The organism is Marinomonas polaris DSM 16579 (assembly GCF_900129155.1).
Lineage (GTDB): Bacteria > Pseudomonadota > Gammaproteobacteria > Pseudomonadales > Marinomonadaceae > Marinomonas > Marinomonas polaris.
Genome location: NZ_FQVF01000028.1, coordinates 26,115 through 39,560, shown reverse-complemented (window position 1 = coordinate 39,560; position 13,446 = coordinate 26,115). Strand labels below are relative to the sequence as shown.

Here is a 13,446-nt window from a genome sequence, read left to right as displayed (position 1 = left end):
CTAATAATTAGAAGTCTACGAAGGCGCCAATAAATACACCTGTAAAGTCAACATCAAATGATGAGCCGTCGATGTCGTCGATGTTTTCGCTAACCTTGCGGTAGCCTGCTTCTAAGCCTGCGAAGTATAGAGCCTGATATTTAATCTTAAAGGTTGTATCAGTAATGTTGGCATCGCTACCGCCCCCAGTTTTCAATTCACCACCGACAGACAGGCTTGTACCTGGGAAGGTAACGTAAGCAGATAGATAGCCTAGCGGATAGGAATCGCTCACATCGGTTGAGCCGATAGAGCCATCGATACTGCGCAAGGTAATACCTGCGTCTAGGTCTAGCCATAAAAGGCCGTCTAGGAATTCGTAATAAAGTGTGTAGTCATTATAGGACGTATCAATTTTTGTACTTCCTACTTTACCTTCTAAATCTTGGTGTTGAATACGGAAGTTAGGAATCAGTGGGATTGGGTGTTCTACTGCAACACCAAAGTAGGTGTTAAAGTCTTCGCCGTCATTGGTTATGTAGGAGCCAGCTTCAGCGGTTAAACCAAGCACATCAGCATGAGCGGCACTTGCCAACAAAGCAGTCGAAAGTAAAAGAGCTGATTTCATAATTAGTGTCCATATATCGAGTGGATAAATTTTGTCTAATTATAGGTTGAAGAGAAGTAAAAACCAATGAAATAAGGAGAAGAGATGACGTATTGTGAAGAATATTTACATAGATGGCTGGGGTAGAAGGATTCGAACCTACGCATGACGGGATCAAAACCCGTTGCCTTACCGCTTGGCTATACCCCAATAAAGGATTTCTTTTTTAAACTGGTGGCTATGACTAGATTCGAACTAGTGACCCCATCATTATGAGTGATGTGCTCTAACCAACTGAGCTACATAGCCTTAACTGTAATTTATTACTAATAATATATCGATGGCTGGGGTAGAAGGATTCGAACCTACGCATGACGGGATCAAAACCCGTTGCCTTACCGCTTGGCTATACCCCAACATATCGAATTGGTGGCTATGACTAGATTCGAACTAGTGACCCCATCATTATGAGTGATGTGCTCTAACCAACTGAGCTACATAGCCTTTAGTCTGTTGGCTGGGGTAGAAGGATTCGAACCTACGCATGACGGGATCAAAACCCGTTGCCTTACCGCTTGGCTATACCCCAACAGACTGACACAAAAACAGTTTATACAAATTGATCTACTGCCTCTGTGGCGCGATATTATTCATATAACCTGTTAATGGGTCAAGTGTTTTTCTAAAAATGTTTCATTATCTGTTAAACATTAAAGCGGAAATGCATTACATCGCCGTCTTTTACTATGTAGTCTTTTCCTTCAAGACGCCATTTCCCTGCTTCTTTAGCGCCACTTTCACCCTTGTATTGGATGAAATCGTTATAACTGATAACTTCCGCACGGATAAAACCTTTTTCAAAGTCTGTGTGGATCACTCCAGCAGCCTGTGGGCCTGTTGCGCCTTGTTTGACTGTCCAAGCACGTACTTCCTTTACACCCGCTGTGAAGTAGGTCTGAAGGCCTAGCAATTCATAGCCCGCACGAATCACTCGATCCAATCCTGGTTCTTCCATGCCCATCTCGTCAAGGAACTCTTGCATCTCTTCTGGATCAAGCTCAGAAATTTCCGCTTCAAGTTGATTGCAGATAGGAACCACCATTGCTCCTTCTGCTTCTGCGATTGCGCGTACTTGGTCAAGATGTGGATTATTTTCAAAACCATCTTCAGCAACGTTAGCGATGTACATGGTTGGTTTAGTTGTTAACAGGTGCAATGAACGAACTTCTTTCTTCTGTTCGTCAGACATTTCCATAGAGCGTACAGGTAAGCCGTTTTCTAGATGTTCTTTAATGCTTTCTAAGAATGCTTTATGAGCAATAGCTTCTTTGTTGCCGCTTTTGGCATTTTTTGCTGTGCGGAGTAGTTGTTTGTCGATGGATTCGATATCAGCAAAGATCAACTCAAGGTTAATAACTTCAATATCTAGTTTTGGATTCACGTGGTTTGAAACATGAATAACATTATCGTCTTCAAAACAGCGAACTACGTGAGCAATGGCATCTGTTTCGCGAATGTTAGCTAGGAACTTGTTGCCAAGGCCTTCACCTTTTGAAGCACCTTCTACAAGGCCGGCAATATCAACAAATTCCATTGTAGTCGCTAAAACACGTTCAGGTTTTACAATCTCAGCTAGTGCGTCTAAGCGAGGGTCTGGCATAGCAACAACGCCAGCATTTGGCTCGATAGTACAGAACGGAAAGTTTTCTGCGCCAATGCCTGCTTTGGTTAATGCATTAAATAGAGTCGATTTACCAACGTTAGGTAGCCCAACGATGCCGCAATTAAAACCCATAGTGAGATTCCTAATAATTAAGTGATTATGCTTTGAAGCTGTGTAGCTGATTCATTACGACATTTAGATTGCCGCGAACGATGTCATCCACATAGCGTAATGATTCGTCGATTGTTTGTTCTATTTTCGTGTAATCGTCTGGAGCGGCTTTTTTCAGAACGTAATTGGCAACTTGGCTTGCATGACCAGGATGTCCGATGCCTATTCTGAGGCGACCAAATTCTCGATTGTTCGCCAGCTTTGAAATAATGTCTTTTAATCCGTTGTGACCACCATGCCCACCGCCTTGTTTTAATTTGACGGTACCTGGGGAGATGTCTAACTCATCGTGAACAACAAGGATTTCTTCAGGAGGGATTTTATAAAACTGACAGACGGCCTGAACCGCTTTACCGCTTAAATTCATATAGGTGGTGGGAATAAGGAGATAGCATTCTTCACCAGCTATATAAACTTTGCCAAATTGGCCAAAAAACTTTTTTTCAGAACGAAGAGAGCATTGGCTCTGACGAGCCAATGCCTCAATCCACTGAGCGCCTGCATTGTGGCGAGTGTTCTCGTATTCGCTGCCTGGATTCCCCAAGCCTACTAATAATCTGAAACCTGCCACAATACTGCCTTCAATGAGATCTTAACGTTTAGACTTACCGATACGAGCGATAGGTTGGTCGTGATCTTCGCCTTTAAGCAAAGACACAAGCTCTACGCCTTCAGGAAGGATAACATCAGAAAGGTGGAAGATTTGATCAAGTTGGCCTTTGATCACGTCTACTGTCAATACTTCTGGAAGGTTTGCTGGTAGGCAACGAACTTCAGCCAATTTAGACTCTACAGTCAAACGACCACCTTGCTTGCTAACGCCTTCACTTTGTGCAGCGTTGATGAAGGTTAAAGGAACACGAGTAGTGATCACTTTATCAGCTTGAGCGCGCTGAAGATCCATATGCATTACTGCGCCGCTTGATGGGTGGCGTTGTAGCGCTTTAACAAGAACTTGTTCAGTTTTGCCTTCAACAGTTACTTCAACTAGGCCAGTTAAGAAACCAGGAGTGCCAACAGCTTTAAGTAGCTCGTTGTCTTTGAAAGAGATAGATACTGGAGCAGTCTCACCGCCATAAATAACAGCTGGCACTAGGCCTTCGTTACGAAGGCGGCGGCTCGCACCTTTACCTTCTTGAGTACGTGCTACGGCATTAATAGATAATGACATGGTATTTTCCTAATAATTAATAAAGTTTGTGCCCAGAAATGCGACCCGTTCCGAGCGTTAGTGTTTGGCTTAGGCCCCAAACATGGCACTGATAGACTCCTCGTTGCATACACGACGAACAGCCTCCGCCATAATGTCAGACATCGACAATTGGCGTATTTGAGGGCAATTAAGCGCCTCTTGTGTCAATGGGATGGTATCAGTCACGACCAACTCATCAAGCACGGAATTTTTAATGTTTTCAATGGCTTTGCCAGACAGTACAGGGTGAGTACAGTAAGCAAGCACTTTTGCTGCGCCATGTTCTTTTAGGGCTTTTGCTGCAGCGCACAATGTGCCGCCAGTATCACACATGTCGTCCACTAGAACGCACGTTTTGCCTGCTACATCACCGATCAAGTGCATGATCTGCGCTTCATTGGCGCGAGGACGACGCTTATCGATGATGGCTAAGTCCGCATCATCTAGTAATTTTGCAAAAGCACGTGCACGAACAACACCACCCACATCGGGGGAAACAACCGTGATGTTTTCATGGCCTTGGCGTTGCAAATCATCAAGCAGTAATGGTGTGGCGTAGACGTTATCAACAGGGATGTCGAAGAATCCTTGGATTTGGTCTGCATGAAGGTCAACCGTTAGTACGCGATTGATACCCACTGCGGAAATCATATCAGCAACCACTTTTGCTGTAATTGGCACACGAGCAGAACGTACACGACGATCCTGACGAGCATAGCCAAAGTAAGGTATAACAGCGGTAACTCGAGTGGCAGATGCGCGGCGTAAAGCGTCTGCCATGACGATAAGTTCCATCAAGTTATCATTACTAGGTGCGCATGTAGATTGGATAATAAAAACGTCTTTACCACGAACATTTTCATTGATCTCGACCGTAATCTCTCCGTCGCTAAACTTACCTACGGTTGCATTTCCGATAGGTAGCCCTAGGCGGCGAACCACCCTGCGAGCGAGTTCAGGGTTTGCATTACCGGTAAAAACCATCAACTTGGACACTGTGTATACCCTTTGTATTTTGTAGCGATGACTATTTATTAGCCAAGAAAAGACTGGCTGAGGTGGTGTTGTCTATGTGGCACACTAACCTCGATTTTGCTCAATCCACTGGTTTAGCGCAGCGTGTGTTGGAGAAGTGTTACAGCCACGGCAAACCCAACTCTGCCATTTTGTCGGTGTAGACGATCTTACTCGTTCGGCGTCGCGCAAATTATCGAATGCTAAAAATAGACAAGCGCCTGTTCCTGTAAGCTTCGCGTCACCATAATTTTTCAACCATAGATACGCTTCATTGACCTCAGGATTGTGCTTTTTTACCACGTCTAAGCAATCATTATGCCCACCCAGCTTCAAGGCGTGCGATATTCTGATGGGAGGGGTGTCTCTTGTCAAATATTTATCGGTAAATATTTGACCAGTTGAGACGTGGCAATTGGGCTTAATGAGCAAAAAATATGGTGTATCTAACTCGACTTTTTGTAGCTTCTCTCCAACGCCTTCAGCAAACGCTGCGAACCCCATGACAAAAACAGGAATGTCAGCACCTAATTGCACGCCTAATTCTGCCAGTTTTTCCAAAGAAAGCTGGCATCCCCATAATACGTTTAGCGCCAACAAAGCGGTTGCTGCGTTTGAGCTACCGCCACCAATTCCGCCACCCATAGGTAATTGTTTTGTTAGGATAATGTCGATGCCGAATGTTGAATCTTTCTTGAATGGTGTCAGCAGTTTTGCCGCTTTATAAATGAGGTTATCTTCTGTAGGAAGATGCTCAATAATAGGTGTAATTGTGATTTGGTTATTTCTAGTTAGTGAAAAATCGAGCGTGTCGCATAAATCAATAAACTGAAACAGTGTTTGTAGTTCATGGTAGCCGTCTTCTCGTCGACCAGTGATGTGTAAAAATAAATTTAATTTTGCAGGAGAAGGTAATTGCATATTGGTTACTGAATGGTCCATTGGTTAATAATTAAATTGACTCTGAATGGCGGGTTTGACACTTGCATTTTTTGCGGTAAAGACAAGCCATCTACCTTAGTGAAATTGCTATAGGTAATAAGCCAGCCATCTTGCTCTATTTTATTTGGCAATTGGCTATCTGGGTCTTTGCTTATTCTAGCAGCCGAATTTGGATAGGCTAACCCTCTAATCCAATAGGTGACTTGGTTGACAGGGAACTCCCAGCCTAACTCTTGTTGTAGTAAAGTCGCTGGGTTGTTACCTGTAACGACAGTATCTTCATAAGCTAATGTCACAATACCATCATTCGATTGGTTTAGATGAGTAGCACCTTGTCCGAAAGGACCAACGATACTCAAGGCAAATGTTTTTGGATCCTTTTGCCAATTAAAATTGCCGGAAACGGCATCATTCTTTGTTCGTATACCTACTCTGCCTGATGTTTCCCATTTCGAAATGGCGCTAACGCTTTCTGGCGGTGGTGTTATTGGTCCTGTTGGTCTGGAACTACAGGCACTAATAAGTGCGGTAAAGGCAAGAATACAGAGCGTGCGATAAGTCATGACGGTTTGTCCTGTTTTTGTTCTTCAAGTAACGACGGTGACAGTCGTTTAATGGTGTCGAGTAAAAGTGGTGTATCGGGTGATGTCTCTAAAGCAGCTTCCCATACGGCTATTGCTTCTTTGTAATGGCGTTGTTTCCATAATGATTCGCCGTAGTGGGCCGCGATTTCAGCGTCTGGTAAAATTGACCAAGCTTTTTTCAAATAATAAGAAGACTGCTCAAACTCTCCTTTCAGAAAGAATCCCCAGCCTAGGCTATCAATAATAGCGGGGTCATTGTCTGCTTTTTCATAAGCCGATTCTATGTACCTCATGGCTTCATCTATTCTTTTGGTTCGAGTGAGTAACGTATAGCCGAGAGCATTTAAGTACTGCGGATTGTCTGGGTCTTTTTGCAGCAAGGTTGTTAACTCTTTCTCCGTGATCTTCCAGTTACCTAGAGTGTCAGCGAGTAGCGCTTTGTGATAGCGCAAAGCGTCAGATTCTGGAAGTGCGATAAGAGCATTATTTATCAATTCGAATGATAAATCAGTATGGCCTTTTTCTTCATGAAGACGACTGATAGCGGCAACTTGCTCAGGCATGTTTTCTCGCGTTGTTCTACGCAGCACCATGTTATTGATATCATTCTCTTTGTTGTCATCATAAAGCCACAGGGCTATTTGATTGGTGGCATTGGTTCGTAAGGCGCCGTCAACTTTTTCCATCACCTTTACGGCTTGTGCTTTTTTATCCAATTGAGCTAGAGCAATGGCTGTTAAGTATTGAACCTGATTGGATAGACCTAGTTGTTTTTCGGGGAGATCGTTGGCTGTTGCTAATGCTAATCCTGGTTGGTTGTGTTCCAGCAAGGTACGCATCAAGTTAATGCCAACTTGTAGTTTTTCAGGTGTCTCTAAATCTGTTTTTTGGAAAAACTCGGTAGCCGCCTTTGGTTGTTCATTTTCAACTAAGAAATCGATCAAAGGTGTGATTGTTCGCGTATTTTTGGGAAAATATTGAGATGCTGTTTGTAGTGTTTTGATGGCATCATCTAGCAGTCCAAGGCTTTTTTGGCTAAAGGCCAAAATAAGATAAAGTGCTTCATTTTTGTCTGTATTTTTTTGGGCTAACAGTTTTTCTGATGCATTAATAGCAAGCTGATATTTACCTGAAAGTAGTAAAAGATGTGCGTAACTTACTTGTATGTATTGATTATTTTTTAACTCTGGCGGAAGTGCATAAATTGCTGTTTCTATCGTATTGACTTGGTCGTTATCGCGGACATTATCTTCGAGGTAGATAGGTAAAAAACGCAACGAAACCTTATGTCTCATGGCGTTAATGAGTAGAGTGGTTACTTCTTCTGCGCGATTGTCTTTGATGAGAACCTGCAATTTTAATGAATAGGCGGCTTCCGATGTTGGGTCGACAGACAGCCATAAGTTCGCACTTCTTTCTATATAAAGGTGATTTTGAGATACCACTGCAATGTGTGTCAGTCTTTCTATCAGTGCAATATCGCCAGATTTGCTGGCTAATCCATAAAAAGGTTCAAAGGCTTTGTTTGGGCCTTCTCTTTGTAAGGTGAATTCGGCATTGAGTAATTCCTCAATTTTACCCTTATTAGCAAAGCTCTCCGTTATAGGTGTCTCTTTACTTGGTGGCAAGGTATTTTGTTGAGTCGTGTTTTGGCTACATGCATTCAGTAGAGGCAAGCTTAGAAGAGTGAAAAATAACAAAATCCCTTTTGTAATGGGCTTTTGGGGATGTTTTTTGTGTACAGGGCCTAAAACAACAGGCATGTTTTTTCTCGATGCTAAATTCATACAACCCTTATGGTATCGTTAGCGGCTCTTTATGTCAGTCATAACTATAAACTAATCCTATTACTTTTATTGAGCATATGGGGTGCGAAAAAAAGCGAATTTCTCGTATAATGTGTCTTCTTTATGTAAAGAGTCATGTTGGAGCAATGCTTGTTCCTGTCATTACCTTAAGATCTCGATCTTTGAGAAGAGTCCTGAATGCCGCTAATCACTGTAGGTATAAATCACAAAACTGCGCCGGTTTCGATACGTGAGCGTGTGGCCTTTGCGCCTGAAAAGATGATCGATGCCTTGTCTTCTCTGATATCTGAGAATAAAGCCAATGAAGCAGTAATAGTATCGACCTGTAATCGCACCGAACTTTATTGTTCGGTTGAAGATCTTAGCAAGGTGGATGGCGTGATTGCTTGGCTTGGCGAGTATCATGGCATTGCTTTGCCTGAATTACAGCAATACTGTTATACACATTCTGATGACGATAGTGTGCGCCACGTTATGCGTGTGGCATCAGGCTTAGATTCGTTGATTCTAGGCGAGCCTCAGATTCTTGGGCAAGTAAAGTCTGCTTATGCGGTTTCGCAAGAAGGTTCTTGTATTGGTCCGGAACTAGAGTCTTTATTTCAGCGTACTTTTTCAGTTGCTAAACGTGTACGCACGGATACAGCCATCGGTGAAAACCCGGTTTCCATTGCGTTTGCTGCAGTGAGTCTGGCACAACGTATTTTCGCAGATATTAGAAACAGTACGGCGCTATTAATTGGCGCTGGGCAAACTATTGAGCTGGTAGCGCGGCATCTAAAAGAAAATGGTATTAAACGCATCATAGTGGCCAACCGAACCTTGGCGCGAGCTCAGATCTTAGCGGATGAGCTTAATGCTGAAGCCATTATGTTGGGTGAAATTGGCGATTATTTATCTCAGGCTGATATCGTTATATCGTCTACAGCGAGCCAATTACCCATTATCGGTAAGGGCATGGTAGAGCGTGCAACGTCGCAACGTCGCCATTCACCAATGTTGTTAATTGATATCGCTGTGCCTCGTGATATTGAGCCAGAAGTGGAAGAAGTAAACGACGCGTATCTCTATACCGTCGATGATCTTCATTCAGTGATTGAAGAAAATGTCAGAGCAAGGCAAGATGCGGCGAAAGCGGCCGAGCAAATGATCGAAGAAGGGGTTGATTCTTATCGACGAGTGGTTGAGTCGAGGAAAGTGTCAGACCTGATAGTGACCTTTAGGCAATCCGCTGAGGCCATAAAAAATACAGAACTGGAAAAAGCTCTAAAAGGTCTTGAAATGGGACAGTCTCCTGAGCAAGTGCTTAACAAACTTGCTCATGGTTTAATGAATAAGCTCATTCATGCGCCAACACGCTATTTGCGTGATGCTGGTGCCGACGCCGATCAAGATGCATTAATCATTGCCTCAAATGTATTGGGCATTTACGAAGAAAAAGATAATTAAAAAATGAAAGAATCCATAAAGTTAAAATTAGAAAGTTTATCTGATCGTTATGACGAATTATCAGCGCTTTTAGGTGTGGCTGAAGTCATTATGGATCAAGATTTGTTCCGTGCTTATTCCAAAGAATACGCAGAGCTTGAGCCTGTTGTTAAGTGTTTTAATGAGTTTCAGCAAATAGATGAAAACATTGCTGAAGCCGAATTGATGATGACGGATGCTGACCCAGACATAAAAGAAATGGGTGTGGAAGAATACAAAGCCGGTCAAGCACAAAAAGAAGAGCTTCAGCTAGTATTGCAAAAATTGCTTTTACCTAAAGATCCGAACGACTCTCGTAACGTATTCCTAGAAGTGCGTGCTGGTACTGGTGGCGATGAAGCATCTATTTTCTCTGGCGATTTATTCCGCATGTATTCTCGTTATGCAGAGACACAACGTTGGAAAGTTGAAATTGTCAGTGCAAGCGATGGTGAGCATGGCGGTTACAAAGAAGTGATTGCTCGGATTGTTGGTGAAGGTGCTTATTCTAAACTGAAGTTTGAATCCGGTGCTCATCGAGTCCAACGTGTTCCAGCGACGGAATCTCAAGGCCGTATCCATACGTCAGCTTGTACTGTCGCGGTCATGCCTGAAATGGATGAATTAGATGACATCATCATCAACAAATCCGATTTGCGCATTGATACTTTCCGTGCCTCTGGTGCGGGTGGTCAGCACGTAAACAAAACAGACTCGGCCATTCGTTTGACGCACATTCCAACAGGCGTTGTCGTAGAGTGTCAGGAAGAGCGTTCGCAGCATAAAAACCGTGCCAAAGCCATGTCTTTGCTCGCGTCTCGTTTGCAAGCGGCTGAACAAGAAAAAGCGGCGAGTGAGCAATCCGAAGCGCGTAAATCCTTGGTGGGTAGTGGTGATCGTTCTGAACGTATCCGTACTTACAATTATCCACAAGGCAGGGTTACTGATCACCGTATTAACCTAACTTTGTACAAGCTAGATGAAATTGTTGCTGGTGAATTAGACTCTTTGATCAACCCGCTAGTGAACGAGTTCCAAGCGGAGCAGTTGGCAGCGTTGAGTGGCGACAATTAATCTGAATAAATAAAGGTAATCATCGCATATGCGAATTGATGAACTACTAAAAGGCGCTTACGAGCGCCTTACTTTTGTCTCTGAGACTGCTCAGTTAGATGCGCAGTTACTGCTTGCTCATGTCTTAGCTGTGTCAACTTCCTATTTTTATACCTGGCCAGAAAAACTAGTCAGTACATCAGACGTAGGGCGCTTTAATGACTTATTGGCTCGTCGGGAGCTTGGTGAGCCTGTTGCGTATTTATTGGGTCAGCAGGCGTTTTGGAGCCTAGACCTTGAGGTCGCTCCTTGTACTCTGATTCCTCGAGCTGACACTGAACTGCTGGTGGAAGTGGCTTTGTCTGTGCTTGATATAAGCAAAGTAAATCGCATTCTAGATCTTGGTACTGGAACAGGCGCAATTGCCTTATCGCTGGCGTCAGAGCAGCCTAAATCGACTGTTGTTGGCGTGGATTTAGTTGAAGAGGCTGTGGCTTTGGCTAAGCGTAATGCGCTACGTAATAAACTTAGCAACGTGGATTTCCTGCAAAGTAGTTGGTTTGATGCTTTGGAAGGTTGCGAGCCATTTGATTTGATTGTGTCGAACCCGCCTTATATTGACCCTGATGATGAACATTTGTCACAAGGTGATGTGCGTTTTGAGCCTAAAAGCGCTTTGGTGGCGGATAATCATGGTATGGCTGACATTGAGCATATCATTCAAATAGCGCCTAATTTTATGATGCCAAATGCCTATTTAATGTTCGAGCATGGTTATGATCAGGCTGCAGCGGTTCAAAAATGTCTGATTGACGCGGGCTTTGCTGCCGTCGAGAGTTTTCAAGATTTAGGTGGCAATGATCGGGTTACCATTGGGCAATATAGTTTAAAGAAGTAAGCGCTAGAGTTAGCGCTTACTTCGTTTGGACGCTTTATTTATTTGGCTGTGCGCTTTCTGGGCGAATAAACACAGGAGTGTCTTTTGTTGATTGCTGAGGATCATAGCGATAACCAGCTAGATCAAATGCCTTAAGTTCATCTAGCGTTTCACATCGGTTTTCTATTAGGTAGCGAGCCATCAAACCACGGGCTTTTTTTGCATAAAAGCTAATCACTTTAAACTTGCCATTTTTTTCGTCGAGAAAGTTTGGGCTAATTAATGGTGACGTTAGCTTCTTTTTGTTAACCGCTTTGAAGTACTCGTTAGAGGCTAAGTTGACCAGTAATTCGCCTTCTTCAAGAGTTTCGTTAATCTTGTCAACAATGATGTCTCCCCAAAATTGATAGAGGTTGCTGCCTTTGTCGTTCTTTAGGCTAGTCCCCATTTCTAATCGATAGGCCTGCATCAGATCTAATGGTTTTAGCAGCCCGTACAGACCACTTAAAATACGTAGGGACTCTTGTGCGTATTTCATATCGCTTTCATTTAATGAGTAAGCATCTAGCCCTGTGTACACATCGCCCATAAAAGTATAAATAGCAGGGCGGCTGTTATCTTTAGTATGCTCTTTTTGCCATTCTTGGTAGCGAGATACATTAAGCGTAGCAAGCTTGTCACTGAGCTTCATGAGGGAAGCGATGTCCGCCGGTGAATACGGTTTGATCGTATCGATGAGCTCTTTAGATTCATCTAGCAGTTCAGGTACGCTGAACGTATCAATGCTAGGGGTCGAGGTTAGGTCTAATGTTTTCGCTGGTGATATTAAAAACTTCATAGGTATTCCATCTGCTTGATCATTGCGTTTGCTAAAGATTATCCATAGAGTGTCGATAGATATCCAGACAATGCTTTAATAGAGACAATTTATGAAGAATAATCTGATACCATTCCCTTCTTCTCGTCAGAGTCATGATGAAAAAGAAGCTCCTCTTGCATCAAGTGATGAATTAAAAGCTCTCAGAACGGCTTTTGATAAGGCTCGAGCTGATTGGGTGGTTGAGCTTGCTGAGTTACCTGAAAATAATAAAATTTGCTGCGGCTCTAAAAAATAATTAGATAGTTTACGGTTGTTTTTTATATTGGGCTGCCTATTAAGGTGTTTAACCCATGTTGCTTTTCCTTGTTCGAAATTCCCTTCCTTTTATGTTCGTGTTTGCTGTTCTTGGCTTTTTACTTCCCTCGGTTTCGTTAGCTTTTTTCCCTTTTTTACCTATTGTGCTGTTTACCCTAATGTCATTGACGCTGTTAGGTATGAAACAAAATGAATTAATTAAACGATTGAGTAGTAAAGGAATATGGCTCTATGCCATGTTGCATTCTGCTGTGTTTATGGGGGTAGTCAGTGTAATTGGCTGGTGGTTGGCGTTTGATTCTGATCTTTTATTAGCCATTGTTGCAGTGGGCGCGACTGGATCTTTATTTGCGACACCTGCGATTGTTAGAGCGTTAGGTTTTGATAGCCTACAGGCTATGGCAATGACTATTGCAACAACACTAGTTTTACCTCTTTCTATTTTTATTACTTTGATATTTTTTCAGACACAAAGTGTTAAATTGGATTGGGGAAGTTATTTCATTCGCTTAGTGGTTTTTATATTTGGCCCCATGTTGTTCTCATTTTTTGTTCATCGTTTTTTACCTGAAGAAACATTAAGTCGGTTTTTGATGAAAATATCGCCTTATACCATTTTGTTGGTGTTTGCTTTTCCATTTGGATTAGTTGGTAGTTTTCGTGTGTTATTTGATCAAGATCCAATGATGGCATTGAATTACTTTCTGATAGCAACGGGTTTATGTTGTCTATTTTTTGCTTTGTCTTATCTTTTTTATCGCAAGCACGGCAAAGCTATTGCACTAACGGCAGCGATTACTTCTGGGAATCGAAATGTCTTACTTACGTATAGTATTGCAGGGACTTTATTGGGGCCGGCGTTTTTACCCTTAGCTGGTGCTTTACAAATACCTACATATTTATTACCCGTTTTTACTCGCTGGCTAAATAGAAGCTTACTAAAATAATATTTAGATA

At 42.7% G+C, this 13,446-nt stretch carries 14 protein-coding genes and 5 tRNA genes; 5 read left to right on the top strand and 14 right to left on the bottom strand.

What is annotated here, in order from left to right:
- Positions 1-7: 7 nt before the first annotated feature.
- From BUA59_RS21920 to BUA59_RS21860, 13 genes are all read right to left on the bottom strand, one after another.
- A complete protein-coding gene (locus BUA59_RS21920; RefSeq protein ID WP_072842127.1) occupies positions 8-607 on the bottom strand; it encodes a TIGR04219 family outer membrane beta-barrel protein in 600 nt (199 codons plus the stop codon).
- Between the two features lie 114 nt (positions 608-721).
- Positions 722-796 (bottom strand) — tRNA-Gln (locus BUA59_RS21915).
- Positions 797-818: 22 nt separating this feature from the next.
- Positions 819-895, bottom strand: a tRNA-Met gene (locus BUA59_RS21910).
- A 32-nt stretch (positions 896-927) separates the two neighbouring features.
- Positions 928-1,002, bottom strand: a tRNA-Gln gene (locus BUA59_RS21905).
- An 11-nt stretch (positions 1,003-1,013) separates the two neighbouring features.
- A tRNA-Met gene (locus BUA59_RS21900) sits at positions 1,014-1,090 on the bottom strand.
- A 10-nt stretch (positions 1,091-1,100) separates the two neighbouring features.
- A tRNA-Gln gene (locus tag BUA59_RS21895) sits at positions 1,101-1,175 on the bottom strand.
- A gap of 114 nt (positions 1,176-1,289) precedes the next feature.
- Entirely contained in the window at positions 1,290-2,381 is a 1,092-nt protein-coding gene (gene ychF / locus BUA59_RS21890) for a redox-regulated ATPase YchF (RefSeq protein WP_072842125.1), read from the bottom strand.
- Positions 2,382-2,406: 25 nt separating this feature from the next.
- A complete protein-coding gene (gene pth / locus BUA59_RS21885) occupies positions 2,407-2,991 on the bottom strand; it encodes an aminoacyl-tRNA hydrolase (RefSeq protein WP_072842123.1) in 585 nt (194 codons plus the stop codon).
- A 21-nt stretch (positions 2,992-3,012) separates the two neighbouring features.
- Complete coding sequence (locus tag BUA59_RS21880; protein WP_072842121.1) at positions 3,013-3,591, bottom strand: 50S ribosomal protein L25/general stress protein Ctc; 579 nt, start codon at positions 3,589-3,591, stop codon at positions 3,013-3,015.
- Positions 3,592-3,660: 69 nt separating this feature from the next.
- Positions 3,661-4,608 (bottom strand): ribose-phosphate diphosphokinase, encoded by a 948-nt coding sequence (locus BUA59_RS21875; RefSeq protein ID WP_072842118.1) that lies wholly within the window; start codon positions 4,606-4,608, stop codon positions 3,661-3,663.
- 84 nt (positions 4,609-4,692) lie between these two features.
- Positions 4,693-5,568 carry a 4-(cytidine 5'-diphospho)-2-C-methyl-D-erythritol kinase gene (gene ispE, locus BUA59_RS21870; RefSeq protein ID WP_072842116.1) on the bottom strand — a complete coding sequence of 292 codons (876 nt, stop codon included), beginning with the start codon at positions 5,566-5,568 and terminating at the stop codon, positions 4,693-4,695.
- Positions 5,553-6,131, bottom strand: coding sequence for a lipoprotein insertase outer membrane protein LolB (gene lolB, locus BUA59_RS21865; RefSeq protein ID WP_072842115.1), 579 nt, complete (start codon positions 6,129-6,131; stop codon positions 5,553-5,555). The genes ispE and lolB overlap by 16 nt, the downstream gene beginning before the upstream one ends.
- Positions 6,128-7,915: a tetratricopeptide repeat protein gene (locus BUA59_RS21860; RefSeq protein WP_245813222.1), complete on the bottom strand. Its 1,788-nt coding sequence runs from the start codon at positions 7,913-7,915 to the stop codon at positions 6,128-6,130. The genes lolB and BUA59_RS21860 overlap by 4 nt, the downstream gene beginning before the upstream one ends.
- Before the next feature lie 222 nt (positions 7,916-8,137).
- On the opposite strand from BUA59_RS21860, the gene hemA reads away from it, so the two are divergent.
- From hemA to prmC, 3 genes are read left to right on the top strand one after another with little or no spacing between them, the layout of a single operon-like run.
- On the top strand, positions 8,138-9,406 hold the full coding sequence (gene hemA / locus BUA59_RS21855) for a glutamyl-tRNA reductase (protein WP_072842111.1): 1,269 nt from the start codon (positions 8,138-8,140) through the stop codon (positions 9,404-9,406).
- 3 nt (positions 9,407-9,409) lie between these two features.
- Positions 9,410-10,498 (top strand): peptide chain release factor 1, encoded by a 1,089-nt coding sequence (prfA, locus tag BUA59_RS21850; RefSeq protein WP_072842109.1) that lies wholly within the window; start codon positions 9,410-9,412, stop codon positions 10,496-10,498.
- A 28-nt stretch (positions 10,499-10,526) separates the two neighbouring features.
- Entirely contained in the window at positions 10,527-11,375 is an 849-nt protein-coding gene (prmC, locus tag BUA59_RS21845) for a peptide chain release factor N(5)-glutamine methyltransferase (RefSeq protein WP_072842107.1), read from the top strand.
- A gap of 34 nt (positions 11,376-11,409) precedes the next feature.
- Here the strand turns inward: prmC and yaaA are convergent, their stop codons facing one another.
- On the bottom strand, positions 11,410-12,192 hold the full coding sequence (gene yaaA / locus BUA59_RS21840; RefSeq protein WP_072842105.1) for a peroxide stress protein YaaA: 783 nt from the start codon (positions 12,190-12,192) through the stop codon (positions 11,410-11,412).
- Positions 12,193-12,283: 91 nt separating this feature from the next.
- On the opposite strand from yaaA, the gene BUA59_RS21835 reads away from it, so the two are divergent.
- Positions 12,284-12,469 (top strand): hypothetical protein, encoded by a 186-nt coding sequence (locus BUA59_RS21835; protein WP_072842103.1) that lies wholly within the window; start codon positions 12,284-12,286, stop codon positions 12,467-12,469.
- 55 nt (positions 12,470-12,524) lie between these two features.
- Positions 12,525-13,436, top strand: coding sequence for a bile acid:sodium symporter family protein (locus BUA59_RS21830; RefSeq protein WP_072842101.1), 912 nt, complete (start codon positions 12,525-12,527; stop codon positions 13,434-13,436).
- The last annotated feature ends 10 nt before the right edge of the window (positions 13,437-13,446 follow it).